This is a genomic window from Aggregatilinea sp. (assembly GCF_036822615.1).
Taxonomy (GTDB): domain Bacteria; phylum Chloroflexota; class Anaerolineae; order Aggregatilineales; family Aggregatilineaceae; genus Aggregatilinea.
Genome location: NZ_DAISHJ010000062.1, coordinates 1 through 19,826, shown reverse-complemented (window position 1 = coordinate 19,826; position 19,826 = coordinate 1). Strand labels below are relative to the sequence as shown.

16 protein-coding genes are annotated in these 19,826 nt (G+C 63.7%); 11 read left to right on the top strand and 5 right to left on the bottom strand.

Annotated features, from left to right (window positions below; all coding sequences use genetic code 11):
* The 4 genes from V7116_RS16280 to V7116_RS16265 form a co-directional block, all read right to left on the bottom strand.
* A partial coding sequence (locus V7116_RS16280) for a hypothetical protein (RefSeq protein WP_324393009.1) occupies positions 1–943 on the bottom strand: 943 nt, incomplete at its 3' end.
* A gap of 161 nt (positions 944–1,104) precedes the next feature.
* Entirely contained in the window at positions 1,105–1,665 is a 561-nt protein-coding gene (locus tag V7116_RS16275; RefSeq protein ID WP_324393008.1) for a hypothetical protein, read from the bottom strand.
* 63 nt (positions 1,666–1,728) lie between these two features.
* Positions 1,729–2,613, bottom strand: a complete 885-nt coding sequence (locus V7116_RS16270; RefSeq protein WP_324393007.1) for a PIG-L family deacetylase — start codon at positions 2,611–2,613, stop codon at positions 1,729–1,731.
* Positions 2,614–2,757: 144 nt separating this feature from the next.
* Positions 2,758–3,330 (bottom strand): hypothetical protein, encoded by a 573-nt coding sequence (locus V7116_RS16265; protein WP_324393006.1) that lies wholly within the window; start codon positions 3,328–3,330, stop codon positions 2,758–2,760.
* A gap of 516 nt (positions 3,331–3,846) precedes the next feature.
* Between V7116_RS16265 and V7116_RS16260 the strand changes: the two genes are divergently transcribed.
* The 9 genes from V7116_RS16260 (at position 3,847) to V7116_RS16220 (ending at position 16,750) form a co-directional block, all read left to right on the top strand.
* Positions 3,847–5,445, top strand: a complete 1,599-nt coding sequence (locus V7116_RS16260) for a glycosyltransferase family 39 protein (RefSeq protein ID WP_324393005.1) — start codon at positions 3,847–3,849, stop codon at positions 5,443–5,445.
* A gap of 408 nt (positions 5,446–5,853) precedes the next feature.
* Positions 5,854–7,158: a DUF3048 domain-containing protein gene (locus tag V7116_RS16255; RefSeq protein WP_324393004.1), complete on the top strand. Its 1,305-nt coding sequence runs from the start codon at positions 5,854–5,856 to the stop codon at positions 7,156–7,158.
* A 266-nt stretch (positions 7,159–7,424) separates the two neighbouring features.
* The gene (locus V7116_RS16250) at positions 7,425–8,189 is read left to right on the top strand and encodes a DUF554 domain-containing protein (RefSeq protein ID WP_324393003.1); all 765 of its coding nucleotides are present in this window, start codon (positions 7,425–7,427) and stop codon (positions 8,187–8,189) included.
* Between the two features lie 529 nt (positions 8,190–8,718).
* Complete coding sequence (locus tag V7116_RS16245; RefSeq protein WP_324393002.1) at positions 8,719–9,876, top strand: glycosyltransferase; 1,158 nt, start codon at positions 8,719–8,721, stop codon at positions 9,874–9,876.
* 414 nt (positions 9,877–10,290) lie between these two features.
* Positions 10,291–10,716 (top strand): hypothetical protein, encoded by a 426-nt coding sequence (locus V7116_RS16240; protein WP_324393001.1) that lies wholly within the window; start codon positions 10,291–10,293, stop codon positions 10,714–10,716.
* 183 nt (positions 10,717–10,899) lie between these two features.
* Positions 10,900–12,177, top strand: a complete 1,278-nt coding sequence (locus V7116_RS16235; RefSeq protein WP_324393000.1) for a Glu/Leu/Phe/Val family dehydrogenase — start codon at positions 10,900–10,902, stop codon at positions 12,175–12,177.
* Between the two features lie 255 nt (positions 12,178–12,432).
* Entirely contained in the window at positions 12,433–13,731 is a 1,299-nt protein-coding gene (locus V7116_RS16230) for an alkaline phosphatase family protein (protein ID WP_324392999.1), read from the top strand.
* Positions 13,732–13,987: 256 nt separating this feature from the next.
* Positions 13,988–16,150, top strand: a complete 2,163-nt coding sequence (locus V7116_RS16225) for a tetratricopeptide repeat protein (protein ID WP_324392998.1) — start codon at positions 13,988–13,990, stop codon at positions 16,148–16,150.
* 240 nt (positions 16,151–16,390) lie between these two features.
* The gene (locus V7116_RS16220) at positions 16,391–16,750 is read left to right on the top strand and encodes a response regulator transcription factor (protein WP_324392997.1); all 360 of its coding nucleotides are present in this window, start codon (positions 16,391–16,393) and stop codon (positions 16,748–16,750) included.
* Here V7116_RS16220 and V7116_RS16215 read toward each other — a convergent pair.
* The gene (locus V7116_RS16215) at positions 16,747–17,769 is read right to left on the bottom strand and encodes a synaptic vesicle VAT-1 family membrane protein (RefSeq protein ID WP_324392996.1); all 1,023 of its coding nucleotides are present in this window, start codon (positions 17,767–17,769) and stop codon (positions 16,747–16,749) included. The genes V7116_RS16220 and V7116_RS16215 overlap by 4 nt on opposite strands.
* A gap of 124 nt (positions 17,770–17,893) precedes the next feature.
* On the opposite strand from V7116_RS16215, the gene queG reads away from it, so the two are divergent.
* Together queG and V7116_RS16205 are read left to right on the top strand one after the other, a co-directional pair.
* Complete coding sequence (queG, locus tag V7116_RS16210) at positions 17,894–18,922, top strand: tRNA epoxyqueuosine(34) reductase QueG (protein ID WP_324392995.1); 1,029 nt, start codon at positions 17,894–17,896, stop codon at positions 18,920–18,922.
* Between the two features lie 532 nt (positions 18,923–19,454).
* Entirely contained in the window at positions 19,455–19,724 is a 270-nt protein-coding gene (locus V7116_RS16205) for a hypothetical protein (RefSeq protein WP_324392994.1), read from the top strand.
* Positions 19,725–19,826: the final 102 nt, after the last annotated feature.

Below are 19,826 nucleotides of genomic sequence, written 5' to 3'. Positions count from 1 at the left end.
GGGGGATCTCGGCCAGTATGCCGAGCACCGCCAGCGCCGTGCCCGCGTAACTCGCCTGTTTGATCGTCAGCAGGCCGAGCACATAGTCCGACTCAATTTTTAACGCCTGGCCCCAGATCGTCGTGCTGATCGTGCTGCCGCCGGGCTGGATGGGCGTCCAGGTCAGCGTGAGGTTGATCACGATCACGGAACTGCCCGTCTCGCTCGCCTCGACGGTCCAGCGCCACGCGACTTCCCCGCCGCGCGAGAGCGCCTGATCCGCGCTGCTGAGCGCCTCCACGTCGAAGTCGGGCGCGGAGAGCGAGGCCGTGACGACCGCGTTGTGGGTGTCGTAGCGGTCCGCGATCAGGATCGGCGTGGCGAGTACGTCGTTATCTGCGATTTCCGCAATGGGCTGGAGCGATCCGTCTTCGAGCGTCTTCAGCGTGACGCGCACCGATCCCGACTTGCCCACGGGCAGGCTGGCGGGCCATTCGAGTTCCACGACGCGCTGCTCGTAGCTCAGCGCCGTCGCGCCCGCGCCACCCTGACCGTCCGTTGTGGCGGCTCCCTGGGCCGTGGTGATGTTGAGCGGCGCAACCTCGACTTCCGCCGTGTCGTCCAGCAGGACGTCGGTCGTCACGCTGCCGGAGACGCTGATTTCGGGCGCAGCGGCCTGCTCGCGCTCGTCCAGGTTGGAGGCGTCGGCCACGGCGGCGGCTTCGATCTGTGGGGCCGCGCCGATCGCGTTGGTGCTGGACTGGCCCTCGTCGGTGATGACGCCCAGGTCCGGGGCGATGCTGGCGTCGGACGGAAGGTTCTGCGCGGCGATCTCCTGCTGCGTGGTCAGCACGCCGCCGGTCGTGACGGAGCGGGCCGGGGTGGGGCCGAGCGCGAGCCACAGCAGCGCAACCGCCCCCGCCAGCAGCGGGAGTCCGACGAGCACGGAGAGAAACTTACGCATGGGAGCCTCCGAAAAGCAGTCGTGAGTGGATATGTGGTCTGGGTAAGTGCCGGGCAGAAAGCGCCGTCAGCGATGGGTGATGGGCAAGAGCCAAAACGGGGCGGAGTGTGCTCCGCCCCCTGCGGATGCCGGAACCGGTGGGGAAACCGCGCGCAGCACGCTCAGTACTGGCTTTCCATGCTCTGCACCAACTGCTGCCAAAAGGCAGCATAGTCGCCCTCGTGCTGGTGGCCCAGCTCGTGAATGGGCGTGCCGCTCATCAGCGAGCGCACGTCGTCCAGCCAGCTCACCAGCTCGGGGATGTTGGCCTCCATGGCGGCGGCCTGGATCTCGGCCAGCTCGGCCTCGATCTCGTCGCGCTGATCCGGCGCGCGGGTGAGGATCGCCGTGACGGCCTCGATCACCGAGTGCAGGAGCTGGTCGAGCGTGATGCCCTCGCTGGTGCTCTGCCCGGCGACCCCGGTTTGCAGGCCGACCATGATCGCGTCCCACGCCCGGTCGTAGCGCGTGCCGGTCGGCAGGCGGTCGGCGGGCGAATGGAGCAGGGTCAGAACCGCCCCGAGGAACAGTTCTTCATCTTCCATCCCCATCGTCTGGGTTTGCTTGAGCAGATCGACGAGGTTGGTATGCCACTCGACGAGCAGATCGGGCCGCCCGAGCAGCACATAAACCGTGTTTTCGACAACCTGCGTGACTTGCTCGGAACTGAGCGCCTGGGTCATGCCGGGAACCTGCTCTCGTCAGTGCATGATTCGATACCGTAATCCTACCCCGTGTCCGCCCGATTATGCCACTCCCGCGAAGAGATCGCGCTCGACCGGATCGCCGGGCCGGGGTTCCGGCCAGACCCGCGCGAACTCCTGCGTGCGGGAAATGAGGCGGCGCAGCAGCGCCAGCGGGCCGCGCTGCTGGCGGGGATTGGCTTGGCTCGCGTGGCAGCTCGACGCGGCGTCCCACTGTTCCAGGTAGCCGCTGATGTTGATGCGCGTGTTGGACGGCAGGCTGTTATCGAGCGCCGCTTGCAGGTCGAGGTCGCGGTTCACGCCCAGGTGACGCGGGTCCCGCCCGCGCAGACGGGTCATCAGCACCATCATGCGCAGTTGGTTGCGCGGGAAGATGGTGTAATAGAGCTTCTTCGGCTGGTAGGGTTCCAGCCCGCCCGCGATCTGCTCCGGGTAGCAGGACGGATCGCCCGCCTTGTGAAAGGCGCTGGTCGTGGCGCGGTGCATAAAGATGTGATCGGGATGGCCGTAGCCGCCGTAGGGATCGAAAGTCACGATGACGTGGGGCCGGATGCGGCGAATATCCGCGACCAGCCGCCCTTCGACCACTGCGGGATCGGCCTGCCACAGACAGTCGGGGTTTTTGTTTTCCGGCGACCCCATCATGCCGCTGTCGCAGTAGCCGTAGGTGATGACTTCTTTCATGCCGAGCGTATTCGCGGCGCAGTGCAGCTCCGCCAGCCGCAGATCCGCAATGGACTCGTAGCCGTTGAGGCGTTCGGGAGACACCGTGCCTACGTCGCCGTTGGTCGAGCATACCAGACTGATCTCGACGCCCTGATTGGCGTAGCGCGCGATGGTTCCGCCCATGCCAAACGATTCATCGTCGGGGTGGGCGAATACGAGCAGCATGCGCAGGGGAGTGTGTGAGTGTGTTGTGGATTTCATCATCGATCCATTTCAGTTAGACAGCGATCCTGATTGGACAGATAGGCCGGGAATGTCCGGCACGTCGCAAGGGCCTTCAGTGGCCGCGAGACCTTAATGATTATAAACGTTTTGGCCTCTTCTCGGGTTGTTTGTGACCGTTCGTCAGGGTGATTCCAGCGCGTCGAGCAGGGCGGCTCCGCGCAAGCCCCGGTCGAGCGCGGCGCTGGCGTCATTTTGCGCCACCGTGATGCGCAGCGCGTCCTCGTCCGCACCCAGCACCAGCATGAGTCTTCCAGGCATGGGGCCGGGGGTCGTGTCGGGCGGGAACTGCGTCACGATCACGTCCAGCACGGCGGCCACCCGATCGCCCGCGGCCTCTCGATCCGCCGGATCGACATCCGGTAGCGAGAGATCGAAGTCGGTTTCCATTGCAGCAAACCGGACGGCGGTGCTCTGCATGTCCACGCAGTTTTCGCCAAAGGCGGTCGCAGTGACGGCGATGCCATCCAGCCCGGCGGCAATCAGCGCCGCGTCAAGCTGCGCGGCGACATCGGGCAGAGCCTGCGTGGCCCACTGCCAGGCGCATGGCCCCGGCGTCACGGTGGCAGTCGCCACCGGGCGCTGGCCTGGGAAGCGATCAAGGCGCGACGGATCGACGACGCTGCACGCCGCCGCAGCCATCACGACGCCCGCTGCCGCTGTGAGCCGGAGTTGTTGTCGTAGCCGGTCAATCATGGTGAGCTTGTTCTGCCGGGTGTGCGGCCCGGTAGTCTCCTTGTGCTTGTGGCACGAACGGCTCGATTATACCATGCCCCCCTATGCCGGAGGTAACAGGGAATAGACCCTCGTCTGACCCCGGCGGCACTTCCTTTCCGGTAGCTCCCCCCAATTTTGAAGTGTTTACGAGGGGATAAATGCTGCTATAATTCATGCACATACAACCACATATGAGTGCCGCCGGAGCCATACCACCGCAGGACATACGGCTGCCTCATCGGACGGCGTAACCGACCGTCCGGCCCACCTGCACCGTACCACGGGCTGGAGTTATACCTTTCGTCTATTCAGCACATCAACACTTAACGTGGGGTGAAACTTATGTTAGGCTTGCGTCTGCCTGAGCACCGGCGCGCAACCCATAGACAGGCTAATACGTACACAAAGATAGCGGTGAAGAGTCACCGGAAAACGCGCCGTGCAGGGCTGCACGAGCCATCTACTCGGGAGTACCGGTAGAGAGTTGAGGACGCTATGGACCAGGCATACGCGGTAGAAATGAGCCAGGCGGCGGTGGGCCGCCGGGTGACGGCAGGGCAGTGGACCAGCCGGGCACAGTCGAGCGGGGCCGCGCGCGTGCGCCCGTGGTACTTCCTGAGCACGGCACTGGCGATCCTGCTGGTCGCGTTTGTCTTGCGCATGTGGAATCTGGGCGGGGCGAGCCTGTGGACCGACGAGGGCCTCAGCGCGCTGCGCGCGCAGTCGAGCCTGTCGGAGTCGTTCGACTCGATCTTATCGTCGGGCAACCAGACGCCATTCTACTTCATGCTGCTGCGCCTGATGCCGAACACCAGCGAGGTGCTGCTGCGCCTGCCGTCGGTGCTGTTCGGGATGCTGGGCGTGGCGCTGCTGATGGCGGTGGGGCTGCGGCTGTACCACAATTACAATCTCGCGCTGTGGGCCGGGGCGCTGCTGGCGGTGAATCCCTATCACATTCTGCTGTCGCGCACGGCACGGCCCTACGCGTTCATCTTCTCGCTGGCGCTGATCATCGCCACAGTTTATCTGGCGCTGCTGCGCGGGTCTCGCTCGCGTATGCTGTGGGTCGTGCTGACCGCGACCAGCGCCGTGGCCTACCTGACTCACTATACGCTGCTGGCGCTGCCTGCCGCCGAACTGTTGGTGTTCGTGGTGCTGTGGCGGCGTGACCTCGCGTTTTTCAAGCGCTGGGTCGTCGCGCAGGCGATCGCGTGCATCCCGGTCCTCGCGTGGGTGGTCGTGCTGATCAACCACCCGGTGACCGTCGGCCCGGCCTGGGTCCCCACGCCCGGCCTGCACGACATCCCGCTGACGCTGTGGAGCATGACGATCGGCTATGACGGCATCCGCGAGCTGTATACGCTGCCCGCTGTGCTGATCATCTCGCTGGGGCTGTGCTTCGGCATCTACGCGGCGTTCGAGGAAATGCGGCAGAATCCGGCCAACCTGCTGTGGTTCTGGCTGATCACGGCGACGCTGGCCGTGGCATTCGGCATTTCGGCGTTCATCGTGTCGTTCTACGTGGACCGTTACTTCATGATGTTCCTGCCGGGCGTGCTGTTCCTGACCGTGTACGGCATCCGGCGCGCGCCTCGCCCGGTGGCGAACGCGGCGCTGGCGGTGGTCGCGGTGACGGCGTTGGGCAATATCGTCATGGCGTTCCATACCGGGACGTTCCAGCGCGCGGACTATCGCGGCGCGGCGGAGTTCGTCGCGCGCGAGTACAAGCCCGGTGACGCAGTGATCATCGACCGCTCGAACGTCGAAGAAGTGTTCATGCGCTACTTCGAGCCGGGCACGAAAGAAAGCCCGGAGCTGGTGCTGCTGTCTGATACGCCGGATACGACGCCGTACGAGACGACGGGCCGCCGCGTGTGGGTGATCTACCGCAACCCGAACGAGGACATTCACGAGCAGGGCGCCATGCCGGACTTCGATCCGCTGCAGCAGGGGCTGGCTCCTACCGGAGACTGGCTGTATCTCCGGCGCGACATGATCGTGCGCGAGCGCATGTTCAACGGCGTGGCCGTGCTGGAACTGCAAATGGGCGAGCGCATCCTGGCGGGCGGCATCGACGTGTCGCTGGCGCAGTAGAGCGGCGGAGAGCGGAGAGCGATTGGCGGTTAGCCAAAAGCTGTAAGTCAAGGCGAATACCACACGATCTGTAGGGGCGGGTTTCCAAATCCGCCCTTTTTTTGTCTCCCCACCTTCACGCAAGCAGAGGGACGGGAAACAAATCAAGAGCCGGGTGATGCTTGCATCGCCCCTACGGAGGCGCGCAGGTCCGATCCTGCACACAATCCCCGCAAGTTTACGGGTGTGGAACGTATCGCAGTATGCCCCTACAGCCCTGCGAATGGTCGGGGCGGGAGCCGCGCGCGAGGGACGCGTAGGGAAAGCGCTGGCTAGTCAGGACCCCATCACGGCGTTATACTGAGCGACCGTTCCGCCCAACACCTGTTTCCAACGACGCTTTTTCCTAGACGATTTCGAGGTATTGGTATGCGACGTTTGGCGCTCCTATCTCTCATTGTGGTGGTGATCTTCGTGATCGCGGCCAGCAGCGTGGTCGCGCTGCCGCTGACCGAGGCCGGGGCCGATTTGCAGGCCACCGTACCGCCCACGAACACCGCCCGCCCGACCGCTCCCCCGACGAACACACCGCGTCCGACCGTGGCGATGCCGACCGTGGAGGCGACACCGTACGTAATCGGTCCGGAAGACTTCCCGGACGAGATCAATCCCCTGACCGGCCTGCCGTATCCGAGCGCGGAAGCGCAGCACCGCCGCACCCTGATCATTAAGGTGTCCAACTTCCCCGAAGTGGTGCGGCCCCAGAGCGGTCTGAGCAAGGCCGACATCGTGTTCGAATACGAGGTCGAGGGCGCGGTGACGCGCTTCGCGGCGATCTTCCGCAGCCAGGGATCCGATCACGTGGGCAGTGTGCGCAGCGCGCGCCTGCTCGACCTGGAACTGGTCCCGATGTTCGGGGCGCTGCTGGCCTACAGCGGCGCGAATCACTGGATCGACGAGTACATCCTCAACGCCGATTGGCACTGGCGCGCGCTGTCGCCGCAGCACGGCGTCAACGACCCGTGCGAGCGCTTCCCGCGCGAAGGGTTGGCCTACGAGCACACCATGTTCTGCGATACGTTCAAGCTGTGGGACGTGGCGGAGGAGCGGCAGGTCAACGACGGGCAGAAGATGCGCGGTCTGGCGTTCTCATTGCTGCCCGTCGAGGGTGGCGAGGCCGCGAAGGATATTTACATCGACTACTGGAACGAGCGCCAGGACACGCGCTGGCAGTATAACCCGGCGGATGGGCGTTATTACCGCTGGAACAGCGGCCTGCCGCACCTGGACGCCGCGACCGGCGAACAGCTTTCGACCGACAACGTGGTGATCCTCGAAGCGGTGCACATCGACCGGCCCGACATCCTCGACAGCGAGATCAGCGGCGTCGTGATCGAGACGGATCTGTGGGGCAGCGGCACGGCGTGGCTGTTCCGCGATGGGCTGTGGTACAAGGGCGCGTGGTATCACACCCAGGGCAAGCTGGGATTGTGGCTGACGATGCCCGACGGGCAGACGCCGATGTACCTGAAGCCCGGCCAGACGTGGTTCGAGGTCGTGCGCCCGGTGATGTACGGCGTCGAGATTGCGGCGGAGCCGGTCAACGCGCAGGCGACCGAGCAGGGCATCTACGCGGCGCAAACGCAGTCCGCGGGCGCGACGGCGACCTACATGGCGCCGTTCATCACGCCGTCTCCGGTCCCGCCCACGCCGACCCCCATCGATCTGCCGTAGGCGACACCGCCGCGCGGCACGACGCCGCGCAACCATCGTAGACCCAGCAGGGGCAATCCATCACGATTGCCCCTTTTTGTTATGTTTGCAATAGCGCGAGCGCGGCGGATGGGGATAATCTCACGCGAGAAGTGAGGTTATCCGGCTGCGGGTAAACTCCATTCCCGGCCCCTCTCGACGGTGATCGGAGAGGGGAAAAAGTGATCCGGCGGATGCGTCACCCGGGCTGCTTATTTATTCGCATCGTTTAATGAGGGGAACGCACGATGGGCGGCACACTACTTAACGCGCTGACGGTGCTGATCGGCAGCACGATCGGCCTGCTGATCGGGAACCGGTTACCGGCACGCATTCAGGAATCGGTGATCACCGGGCTGGGGCTGATGACGCTGTACATTGGCTTTTCCAACGGGCTGAAGACCGGCAACGCGATCATCCCACTGCTGAGCCTCGTGATCGGCGTGATCATCGGGGAACTGCTGCGGCTCGACATGCAGTTGGAGCGGCTGGCGGGCTGGTTGGAAGCGCGTTTTTCCGCCCGGCGCGGATCGAATGGCGCGCAGGGGGGCGAAGCGGACGCGGCAGGCGACCGCCGCGCACGGTTCATTCAGGGATTCGTGACGGCGAGCCTCGTGTTTTGCGTCGGCCCGCTGACCTTCCTCGGCTCGATGCAGGACGGCATGGGGCTGGATGTCGGGTTTCAGCAGTTGGCGATCAAAAGCGTGCTCGACGGCTTCTCGTCGATGGCGTTCGCGGCCAGCCTGGGGATCGGCGTGCTGTTCAGCGTGCTGGCGGTGCTGGGCATTCAGGGCGGGCTGGCGTTGATCGGCAGCGTGGCGGGCGTGTTCATGACGACGCCCATGCTCGACGAGATGACCGCGACGGGCGGGCTGATCCTGATCGGGCTGGGGCTGGTGCTGCTGGACATCAAAAAGCCGCGCATCGCCAACTTTTTGCCCGCGCTGATCCTCGCGCCGCTGATCGTCGCGGTGGCGACGGCGGTTGGCATCAACATCTACCCTAACATCTAGCCGCTGCCAGATCCGTAACAACACCTTACAACCTGTTGTTCGCCTTCCCTCAGCCCTGGGTAAATCCAGGTTTTTTTTATTTTCGTCGTAAAATTGTACGCAAAATCTTTGTTGATCTATTATAATTTGATACTACAATGAAAAAGGTAAACATCGTGCGGCAGTTTAACACGATCCAGGGCAGTATCCTGCAAGTTCGGGCGGCAGCGCGTGCAAGCGCGGGCCGCGGTAGTACCGCATTTCCCTTTCTACAGCCGTCCGGCTGATATTTCCGACCGACTATTAAAAACTATATCGCTCGCGCTGATTGCTGATCGCGTCGCCCTGTTTCCAAGCCTTGCTGTTCACCGGTGGCGTTGGGCTTTCAGGTGGTTTTGGTGTGTGGTAGACACCGCCCCGATCCCCCGATTGAAACGCCCGGTCCATTGGAGCAGTACCTAGAACCCGCAGCGCTATCGTCCGCACTATATCTTGCTGCCGTCGAGGGTGGGACACCATGCCGGGGGCAGCCGCCGGGGAGATAACTTCTGTGACGACCACGACACCAATCCTATACCTTGTAAACGAGTTTGCCGATGCGTCGGTAAACAACCTGCTGCTGTCGCTCATTCATAAGCTCGACTCGACACGCTTCGAGTTTCACGTGTTGGGCCTGAAGGCGTCCGGGGGGCCGCTGGAAAGCGCCTTTGAGGAGTCAGGCGCGCACGTGGTCCGGCTGGGAATGCGCGATCGTCTAGGTATCGGGCTGGTCAAGCCGCTGTCACGCTATATCCATGACCATCACATTCAAATCGTGCATACGCACGTGCTGCGCCCCGACGTACTGGGCGGGATTGCGGCACGGCTCGCGCACTGCCCGATCATTATCTCGACCAAGCACAATCCCAGTTATACCCGCCAGCAGCCGAACTGGCTGCTGCGGAATGCCGTATATTGGCCCACGATGTACCTGCCCACGCACATCGTCACCGTGACGGAGCTGATCCGCCAGCAGGCGATCAACCACCTGCACATCCATCCCAATCGCGTCTCGACCATCCACAACGGGATCGAGATCGAGCGGTTTTACCGGCCCGACGCACGTAAGCCGCTGCGCGACAGCCTCGGCTTTGCGCCGGACGAGCTGGTGATGACGTTCACGGGGCGGCTGGTGGGCGGGAAGGGCCTGCGGACCCTGCTGCCTGCCGCGCAGCAGGTGATGTCGCAGTATCACCACGTGCGGTTGATGATCGCCGGGGACGGGCCGCTGGAGGCCGAACTCAAACGCATGGCGCAGGACCTGGGCATCGCCGGGCGCACGGTATTTACCGGCTTCAGGACCGACATCCCGCAGCTTCTGGCGGCCTCGGACCTGTTCGTGCTGCCGTCGGGCATCGAGGGGCTGCCGCTGGCGCTGCTCGAAGCGATGGCCGCGCGCAAACCGTCGGTGGCGGCGATCAGCGGGGGCACGCCGGAAGTGATCACCGACGGCGAAACGGGCCTGCTGGTCCCGGCGGGAGACGTCCAGTCGCTGGTGATGAGCCTGACCACGCTCATCCAGGACAGCGCCTTCCGGCAGCGGCTCGCGGAGCGCGGCCAGCAGCACGTGCGTGCCCACTTCAGCGTGGATCACATGATCACGGAGCATGACCTGTTGTACCAGTCCCTGGCGCAGCGGCGCGACCAGCAGATTCTGGTCATGCCCTGAGGCGAAACATAGGTTTCTTCCGACGCCCAATAGACTATTCCGGTAACTGCAGGGGGTAGAGCTTGCTCACCCCCTTTTTTCGTGGCGGGCAGGTTTGCAGCCCCCCGCGCTGACCGGATGAGTTTGCTGGCCCGCACAATCCCGCCCCCGCGACAGCGCGCGCGCATTTCCCCGTGCGCAGAAAACTCGTGTTCCCGCTAGAGACCAAAACCGGCGATGGCTGCGTACAACTTACGTGGTTGTGCGAATGCTGTCCTTCGCGGATGTTGGACGCCGCCTGCGCGTTGGGCACGCCTGTTCCATATGCACGACAATAGTATGTGATGAACCGCGTCGATCGGCGTGTACTGATGGTATCAGGGCCGATCAGCATGGCCGGGTAAATGGGCCGTGCGCGCGAAGGAGCGAAACGCAATGGACCGTCGAATGTGGGCAGGATTAGCGGTGGTAGTGGGGCTGCTGCTGGCGGCGTGCGGCTCCGGCACGCAGGGCGTACAGCCCGCCTCGGGCGACGGCGTGAGGCCGATCGACCTGACGGAAACCGCCTCTTTCGCGGCTAACGACGATCTCAATCTCGTGATCACGATGAAGACACACAGCGGCTCCGCGCCCGTCTCCGCCACGTTTATCGATCCGACCGGGGTGAGCTACAGCACCGATCCGATCGAGGCCGGGCGAGCGGCGGGGCAGTTGGTGCTGGGGCTGGACTTCGAGTCGCACGGCGGGTTGCAGTGGACGCCGGGTGACTGGACCGCCGTGGTGTACGTGGACGGCAAAGAAGACCAGACCGTTCAGTTCAACGTACGCCCGCCTGTTAGCGAACCGCTGGGCGAGGGATAACCGGGAATGTGCATTAATTCACAATGTGCATTTATTCATGTAGTTTGCTGCAAAGGGCCATTATCGCTGCGAATGGAGTCCGTCGTATAATTGAGTTAAAGGTTTTTTAAACCAACATTGACTTTTTGCTTTCGTGTTGATTTTAGACATTGTCAGATGGGTAAAAAGGAGACGCTAAAAGTTATGGCAGTACAGGCACAAGCAACCGAGCACATCAACGCCTACACGATTGCCCTCCAACAATATGATCGTGCAGTTGCCTATTTGGACTTGCCCGCCGGAATCAAGAATTTTTTGCGCTACCCCAAACGCGAACTGACGGTCAACTTCCCGGTCCGCATGGACAATGGTGATATCAATATCTTCACAGGCTACCGTGTGCACCATAACACGGTGTTGGGGCCGTCGAAAGGCGGCATTCGCTATGCGCCCCAGGTCGATCTGGACGAGGTGCGCGCGCTGGCGATGTGGATGACTTGGAAATGTGCGCTGGTGAACCTGCCATACGGCGGGGCGAAGGGTGGCGTGATCGTCAACCCGCTGGAGATGAGCCAGTCGGAGCTGGAACGCCTGACCCGCCGCTACGCGACCGAAATCAGCCTGTTCATCAGCCCTCACGGCGACATTCCTGCGCCAGATATGGGAACCAATTCGCAGACGATGGCCTGGATCATGGACACCTACAGCATGACGGTAGGGTATTCGGTTCCGGCGATCGTCACGGGTAAGCCGCTGAACGTCGGCGGCAGCCAGGGCCGCACCGAGGCAACGGGGCGCGGCGTGGTGATCTGCATGGACGAATCGCTGCGGCGCAGCGGGCGCAACCGCCCGGAGGAAATCCGCGTGGCGATTCAGGGCTTCGGCAACGTAGGTATGTACGCGGCCAAGCACGCGCACGACCTGGGCTACCAGGTGATCGCGGTCAGCGACGTGACGGGCGGCTACTATAACCCCGACGGTCTGGACGTGGACGACCTGATGGCCTACACCGCCACCAGCCGCTTCCACCAGCTTGCCGGATACGAGCACGCGGAGCACATCAGCAACATGGAACTGCTGGCGCTGGACTGCGACGTGCTGATGCCGTGCGCGATGGAAAATCAGATCACGCTCGAAAACGCGGCGGACGTGAAAGCGTTCCTGATCGTCGAAGGCGCGAACGGCCCGACGACCCCCGAAGCCGATGATATTCTGGCGGCGAAGGGCGTCGAGGTGATCCCGGACATCCTGGCGAACGCGGGTGGCGTGACCGTCTCGTACTTCGAGTGGGTGCAGGGCTTGCAGTCGTTCTTCTGGGACGTGGAAGAAGTCAACCGGCAGCTTCGCCGCGTGCTGATCCGCGCCTACGACGACGTGGTGCGCACGCGCGATCGCTTCGACGTCGATCTGCGCACGGCGGCGCAAATCACCGCCATCAAGCGGGTGGGCGACGCGACCTTTACGCGCGGGATTTATCCGTAAGGAGCCATTGGCCGCTGAAATGAGCGGCTGGCCGGGCGCGAAACGCACAGGCAAACGGTGACTGCTGGGGCCGGAGCGTGACAGGGCCGGTCCCGATTTGATGCGCTATGGAAAGAGCGGGCACAATACCCCGCTCTTTTTGCGTATGAGGACGGGCATAGCCGATCCTCTTACGGGGCACTCACTTGCGCCCTTGCGGGATGCGGTATAATCAGCCATTCTCCGCAAGGAGCCCGTATCCAGAGGAGTTTTTCATTGGAACACCCATTGGCCGCTGCGTTTGAAACGCAAATTATGAACCACCGCCTGCTGCCTATCGAGTCCCCATGGGCAGACGAGATCGTCTTTCCGTATTATGAAGGGCTGTCGATTCGGAATCTGGCGCATACTGCCATCCGGCTGCTGGACGGCAAACCGTCCACGGCGCGGCTGGGAAGCTCGCCGCTGGATGGCCGCCTGTGGGAACCCTTGTGGGGGCAGGCCAAGCGTGTCGTGCTGTTCATCAGCGACGGCATGGGCTGGCGCTTGCTGCAAGAGATCGTCGCGTCCGATCCCGAAGCGGCGCAGATCGTGGCCGACCTGACCGGCAACGGCACATTGACGCCGATCACCTCGATCACACCGAGCACGACCGCCGCCGCGCTGCCCTGCATCTGGACCGGATCGGGGCCAATCGGCAACGGCATGACCGGGACGCGGCTGTTCCTGCGCGAGTTCAGCGTGCTGGCGGATATGCTGCATTACTCACCGATGAACGGGCGTCACCGCTCGGACGTGCTCGAAGAGTGGGGCCTGGATTTTTCGACGTTTATCCCGGTGTCCACGCTGGGCGAAGAACTGGCCGCGCGGCACATCGAGAGCTACGCGCTGCTGCAAAAAGATCTGTTCGGCTCCGGGCTGTCGAAGCTGATGCACCGGGGCATCACGGGCGCGGTCAAACATTACGGGTATACAGACCTGTGGGTGACGCTGCGCGACCTGCTGCGCGAGACGCGCGGCAAGCGCTGCTTCATCAACGTGTATTGGAGCGGGGTGGACGGCTCGTCGCACCTGTACGGCACGGTCACGGAGCAGTCGGTGACGGAGATCCGGCGGCAGCTCGCGGATCTGCGCGACGTGCTGCTGGCGGATGGCATCTCGGACGGGCATACGCTGATGATGCTGGTGGCGGATCACGGGCATTCGGCAGTGAAGAACGTGATCGATCTGACCGCGCACCCCGTGCTGCTCGATATGCTGCGGTGCGGGCTGGGCGGTGACAGCCGCCTGACGCACCTGTATTTGCGCGACGGAATGCGCGACGCGGCGATGGCCTACGTGCGGGAGCATTTCGCGGACAGCGTCGTCGCGCTGGACACGAGCGACGCCATCCGCGCGGGGCTGTTCGGCCCCGACCCGTGCTATCCTGAGGCGGCGGCGCGCCTGGGTGACGTGACGCTCATCGCGCGCGAGGGCACGATCGTCTCGACCAAGGCCTCGCCGGGATCGCTGAGCCGCCATGCCGGAATGAGCGCGCGCGAGATGCTGGTCCCGCTGATGATGCAGTTGGTGTAGGGAAAGCAGTTGGTAGTCGTTAGTGAGTAGTTGTCAGTCAAGGGCAACGTCAAAAACATGAGGCACGCGCAGGGCGGGGTACAAACCCGCCCCGACAAAATCCCGTTCCCCTCTCCATGCCGATTGGAGAGAGGCCGGGGGTGAGGGTTCACCAATCACAGGATCAGTTTGCTGATCCGCTGTGCGAAGTCAGTCCGGGGGGATCTGGCGACTATAAACGGTAATGAATGTCCGGTCGATCCGTAAAGGACGTGGTATGCAGAACTTCCTGAACCGCTTACGTGGGCCAAAAACCGGCGAAACGCAGCCATCTCCGGCTGCACCTGTCCAGCAGGAGATGGCTGCCCTGTTGGAAACCGCCGCTACCGCACTCGAACAGCACTATTACGACACCGCGCTGGAGACGTACCAGCGAGGGCTGTCGCTGTCGCGGGCGACGAAGGACCGTGTGAACGAGGAGCGGTTCTTGAACGGCATCGGGGCGACCTACGTCGCGCAGGAGAATTACAGCGAGGCGCGCCCGATCTTCGATCAGGCGCTGGCGCTGGCGCACGACCTGCACGACGCGCGATCGCTGGCGCGCAGCCTGAACAACATGGGATCGCTCTACGCGCAGAAGGGCGAATGGGGCACCGCGCAGACGTATCACCAGCAGGCGCTCGACGCCGCGCGCGAGACGGGCAACAGCGAGGTGATCGCGCTGATGCTGGAAAATCTGGCGAACGACTATCTGAGCCAGGATAACCCCAGCTACGCGCAGCACCTGCTCAAAGAGGCGGTTGTGCTCACGCAGGCGGGGCAGCAGCCCGCGCTGGCGGCGCGTATGGTCGGCAAGCTGGCCGAAGCGACGCTGGTCGCAGGGGACCGCGCGAGCGGGTACAAGCTGCTTCAGCAGGCGGTCTATCTGGCGCAGCGGGCGGGTGAAGAACAACAGCTTTTGCGCTGGCTGCGTATGCTGGCCCAGCTTGAAATGGAGAGCCGCAATTATTCGCAGGCCGTGGAGCATTACCAGGCGGCGGAAAATCTTGCGCTGCGGCAGGGCAACCAGCCGCAGGAATTCTTCATGAACAGCGCGTTGGACCTGAGCCTCGCGTACCAGATGACCGGCAACACGGCGCAGGCCGAGGAATACGCGACGCGGGCGCTGGCGCAGGCACGCAGCGGCGGCAACGCGTCGCAGGCGGCGACGGCGCTGATCCGGCTGGGGCTGGCGGCGTATGCCACGGGCGAATATGCGCGGGCGCAGCGTTTGCTGGACGAGGCCCTGGAGTACTACAAAAATGGCTCCCTGAGCGACGCGGACGGCCACCTGCAAATCCTGCTGACGCTGGGCAACCTGTATTTGCGCTCGCGGCAGCCGCAGGCCGCGCTGGACGCCGCGCGGCAGGCGCTCGATCTGGCGCGCAGCAGCGAAAACGAGGCGCGCACGGCGGAAGCGTTGCATCTGTTGGGCAACCTGACCGCCGACATAGGCGATCTGAGCAAGGCGCTGGAATATTGGCAGCAGGCGCTCGACCGCCTGCCCGACGACGCCTATCCGCAGCGCGCGCAGCTTCTGTGCGACATCGCGCGGATGCGCAAGGCGAACGGCGACTTCAAGACGGCGCTGGACGATTACGAAAAGGCGCTGCGGCTGCTGAACCAGATCAACCACCCGCCGACACGCGGATTGGTGCTTTCCAACGCAGCGACGCTTTACACCGACCTGGGCGACATCGATACGGCGCAGGCGTTTTACGAGGAATCGATCCAGATCGCGCGCGACACGGGCGATCCGCACGCGGAGAGCCTGCGGTTGGGCAACTTCGGCTGGTTCTATAACCTGACCGGGCGGCCCCAGGCGGCGTTGGGCAAGCTGGAAGCGGCGCTCAAGTTCAGCCGCCAGCTCGATGACAAGCTGATGATCGCGGTGCAGTCGAATAACCTGGGCCGCACGTACTTTTTGCTGAAGGACTACGAAACGGCGCGCAACCTGCACCAGCAGGCGATCGCGGCGGCGACCGCGCTGGGCGACGACCGCTGGCTGGCGCTGTTCCAGGCGGACATGGGCGAGACGATGGTCGCGCTGGAGCGGCTGGACGAGGCCGACGCGCTGTATCGCAGCGCGATCGACAAGAGCACGGCGACCCGCGACCAGGAAACGCAGGTCCGCGCGCAGGCCCGGTTGGCGGCGCTGGACGTGCAGCGCGGGGCGCTCGATGAGGCGGCTGCGCTGGCCGATGCCGCCGAATCGATGTCGCGGCGCATGAGCTATCGCAAGGGGCTGGCCGACGCGCTGGCCGTGCTGGGCGACATCGCGGATCGCCGGGGCGACGAGCGGCTCGCGCATTACCGGTACGACGAGGCGCGGCGGCTGTATACCATCCTGCACGATCCGGCGGCGAAGCGGTTCGAGGCGCTGGTGGCAGACGTGGGGTAGAACGCCAGGCCGTGAATTAGCGATCGGGAAACAGAATTAAAAGGAGGCGCACGCGCCTCCTTTTTTTGTGGACTCGACCGGGGCCGCAGCACGCAGTCGGCGGGATGTATGGAAGTTGCAGTGATTTGCACATTATTCGTACAAAATTTGGAAAATATGGACAAAAACTTGCTTGCAGTGTGTGACGGGGGTGCATAGAATAAGCAAAGGGCGGTGGGTACATAAGATGGCGGTTACTCTATGGCAAGTATATTAATTGTCGAGGATGACCTGGAGCTTCAACATCTGCTGGGCATGGTGTTAGAGCGAATGGGTCATGCGGTACAAGGTTCGCCGGACGGACTTGACGCTCTGTACCGCCTGCGCGAAGAGAAACCGGATCTTGTGATCCTCGACTTGATGATGCCCTTCGCGTCCGGCGATGCCGTGCTGGGCTGGATTCGCAGCACGAAGCAGCTCAAGGACATGCGCGTGCTGGTCGTGTCTGCGCACCCCAACGGCGAGATAATCGCCTCGCAGCTCGAAGCGGATCTCTTCCTTCAGAAGCCCGTCGATATCCACGTGTTCCGCGACGCAGTCACGTCGCTGCTCGCAGTCTAGGGCACGAGTACCACTTTGCCGGTGTTGCGCCGCTCGTGCAGGTAGCGGTGGGCCGCCGCCGCGTCCGCCAGCGGAAAGGTCCGGTCGATGTGAATGTCGATGCGGCCCGTGTCGTACCACGCGAAAAGCTGCGTCACCCACTCGCGCAGCATGGCCGTTTCGTCCCACAGGCGGCCCAGATTCACCCCCACGACTCCCTTATTATCGTTCGCCAGCGCGATCGGGTTGAACCGCAGCCACGGCGTCGTGAAGGCCATGCGCAGCAGCGCGCGCGGCGAGCGGCGGGAGCGGGGCGTGAGCGACGTGACGCCGTTGATCACGAGGCGTCCGGTGGAGGAGAGCGACCGGTAGCTCTTGGTCCACGACTTGCCGCCGATGGCATCCAGCGCGATCTGCACGCCGCGCCCGTCCGTCAGGCGTTTGACCTCGGTTTCAAAATCCTTACTGCGGTAATCGATGGGGAACTGCACGCCGCGCGCGCGTAAAAAGTCGTGCTTGGCGGGCGAGGCCGTGCCGTAGATCGTCGCGCCGTAGACTTTGCACAGGTCGATGGCGGCCAGCCCCACGCCGCCCGCCGCCGCGTGAATCAGCACCCGATCGTGCGGCTTGATCCCGGCCATGACGACCAGCGACGCGTAGGCGGTCAGGTAGCTGACCAGGAAGCCGCCCGCCTGCTCGACGGACATCTTCGCGGGGCGGGGGATGGCCTGGGCTTCCGGCACGCAGACCGCGTCGGCGTAGCCGTTGAAGCGCGTGAGCGCGATCACCGGCTCACCCAGGCGCGACGCATCCACGCCGCTCCCGACCGCATCGATCCTGCCCGCGACTTCGTAGCCGGGCACGTAGGGCGGTTTGGGCGCGTCGGGATAGAGGCCCAGCCGCCCGACGAGATCGGCAAAGTTGACGCCGATCGATTCTGTTTTGATGCGCACGCTGCCGGGGCCAGGCTCGGGGAGGGGAACATCGACCACACGCAGCACGTCGGGCGATCCCGCTTTGGTGATCACAACCTGTCGCATCGGCTTGTCTCCTGCGTTGGTGTGTGGCCGGGCGGCGCGTCTTCGCCCGGACCGGCGGCGGGTATTGAACTGCCGCTGGTAAATGTGTATAACCTGTTTGTCGGTAAAAGAAAACCCGAAAACAATGCGATTCTCCTACGACCTCTTACAACAACAGGCTGCCGCGCTCGGTTTTACGCAGGTGGGCGTGATCCCGGCGGCGCCATCCCCCACGCTGCAGGCCTACGAACGCTGGATCGCTGCCGGGATGCACGGCGCGATGGGGTTCATGGCGCGCGAGGACCGGGTGATCCGGCGGCGCGACCTGAACGTGATCGTGCCAGGCGTGCGCGCGCTGGTGATCGCGGCGGTGGATTACGGCACGAACGCCGTGCCGGACGCCGTGCTGTCCGATCCGCGGCGCGGGCGGATCTCGAATTACGCATGGGGCGCGGACTATCACACGATCCTCACGCCGCGCCTGGAAGGGCTGGCGGCATGGCTGCGCGAGCAGTCGGGCGGGGACGCGCAGAGCCGCGTGTACGTCGATACGGGGGCGGTGCTGGAACGCAGCCACGCGCAGCAGGCCGGGCTGGGCTTCGTGGGCAAAAATACGATGCTGATCCATCCCCGACGCGGGCCGTTCATGTTCCTGGGCGAGATCGTGACGGCGCTGGAATTCGATCGCTACGATGCGCCGGGGCGCGAGACGATGTGCGGGACGTGCCGCCGCTGCCTGGCCGCGTGCCCGACCGGGGCGCTGCCGGAACCGTACGTGCTCGATGCGCGGCGCTGCATCAGCTATTTGACGATCGAGCTGAAAGACAGCATCCCGCCGGATCTGCGCCCGCTGATGGGCAACTGGGTCTACGGGTGCGACGTGTGCCAGCAGGTATGCCCGTTCACGCGGTTCGTGCAGCCGAGCGCGGAGGCGGCATTCTGGCCGGTGGACGCGGATCGCGCCGCGCCGCCGCTGGCGGATCTGCTGGCGCTGGACGACGAGGGCTTCCGGGCGCGGTTCGCCGGATCGCCCATCGCGCGGATCAAGCGGGAGCGGCTGGTGCGCAATGCGTGCGTGGCGGCGGGCAACAGCGGCCTGCCGGAATTCGGCGCGGCGCTGGACCGGCTGGCGATCTGGGCGCTGGCGCGGCTGGAAACGGCTGCTGGTGTTTAAAATTTTCAGCGCACGACGAGGAACTGTCGTGCGCTGAAGCACAAGGAGGAAAACATTGGCGCAACGCTGCGCAAAATGGAGTAAATTCTTTTATAAAGGCTAAATTTAAGTAGTGCGCTCGTTACATTCTTAGGATACAACAACCAGCGTTGTTTGAAGCGTGACAGTGTGCACCAAGATATCAGCAAGCTGTCACAAAAGGTGGTAAGTGTGATATGGGGCTGTGCCGAGAATCAAATACCGCGCCCAGACTCCCCAGCTAGACGCGGTATTTTCACAAAGTATAAGTTGGTTTAAGGAGGCAGAAGAGAAACACGCCCCGCTGGCTGGCACACCAGCCGGGACTAATCACACCAGCTGCTGTCACACACACAATAGAATACGCGGTTACCGGAACAGCGGGTAGTTCAGAAGCGCGTGGTATGTTGTGACAATTGTCACAATTACCTAATCCGGCGCGGATTTTGTTTGGGCAGGCTGCCCGAGAAACGGTCCGCGCGCACCTCGACAGGGCAGTATAGGGAGACTGGATATGCTGAATTCGTGGCGGATGAAAGCCAATCACCGGCTGATGACGTGGATCGGTGTGCTGGGCGTGGGGCTGATGCCGTGCCCCGACTGCGGGCTGCCGTTGGGGGTGAAGATCTGGCCGGTCGCGGCGCTGATCTGGGGCTTTCAGCGCGTGGTACGGCGCAATGTGACGCGTATGGATCTGCTGCTGAGCGAGGATCTGGCTGAGCGCGCGGAGCACGCCCATGCGGGCTGCGACCACGAGCACGCGCAGGCCGAGGCGGGCGATTAGGCAGCGCGAAACGCGGCCAGCAGAAGCAAAGGCAGACCTCACCCCCAGCCCCTCTCCAATCAAGTTCTGGGAGAACGACACTTTTGAGCATAATCGTTTGGC

Coding starts and splice junctions, on each gene's coding strand:
- queG (WP_324392995.1), top strand. CDS start 17,894: ATGCGATTCTCCTACGACCTCTTACAACAACAGGCTGCCGCGCTCGGT.
- V7116_RS16275 (WP_324393008.1), bottom strand. CDS start 1,665: ATGACCCAGGCGCTCAGTTCCGAGCAAGTCACGCAGGTTGTCGAAAAC.
- V7116_RS16220 (WP_324392997.1), top strand. CDS start 16,391: ATGGCAAGTATATTAATTGTCGAGGATGACCTGGAGCTTCAACATCTG.
- V7116_RS16225 (WP_324392998.1), top strand. CDS start 13,988: ATGCAGAACTTCCTGAACCGCTTACGTGGGCCAAAAACCGGCGAAACG.
- V7116_RS16270 (WP_324393007.1), bottom strand. CDS start 2,613: ATGAAATCCACAACACACTCACACACTCCCCTGCGCATGCTGCTCGTA.
- V7116_RS16250 (WP_324393003.1), top strand. CDS start 7,425: ATGGGCGGCACACTACTTAACGCGCTGACGGTGCTGATCGGCAGCACG.
- V7116_RS16240 (WP_324393001.1), top strand. CDS start 10,291: ATGGACCGTCGAATGTGGGCAGGATTAGCGGTGGTAGTGGGGCTGCTG.
- V7116_RS16235 (WP_324393000.1), top strand. CDS start 10,900: ATGGCAGTACAGGCACAAGCAACCGAGCACATCAACGCCTACACGATT.
- V7116_RS16215 (WP_324392996.1), bottom strand. CDS start 17,769: ATGCGACAGGTTGTGATCACCAAAGCGGGATCGCCCGACGTGCTGCGT.
- V7116_RS16260 (WP_324393005.1), top strand. CDS start 3,847: ATGGACCAGGCATACGCGGTAGAAATGAGCCAGGCGGCGGTGGGCCGC.
- V7116_RS16205 (WP_324392994.1), top strand. CDS start 19,455: ATGCTGAATTCGTGGCGGATGAAAGCCAATCACCGGCTGATGACGTGG.
- V7116_RS16255 (WP_324393004.1), top strand. CDS start 5,854: ATGCGACGTTTGGCGCTCCTATCTCTCATTGTGGTGGTGATCTTCGTG.
- V7116_RS16265 (WP_324393006.1), bottom strand. CDS start 3,330: ATGATTGACCGGCTACGACAACAACTCCGGCTCACAGCGGCAGCGGGC.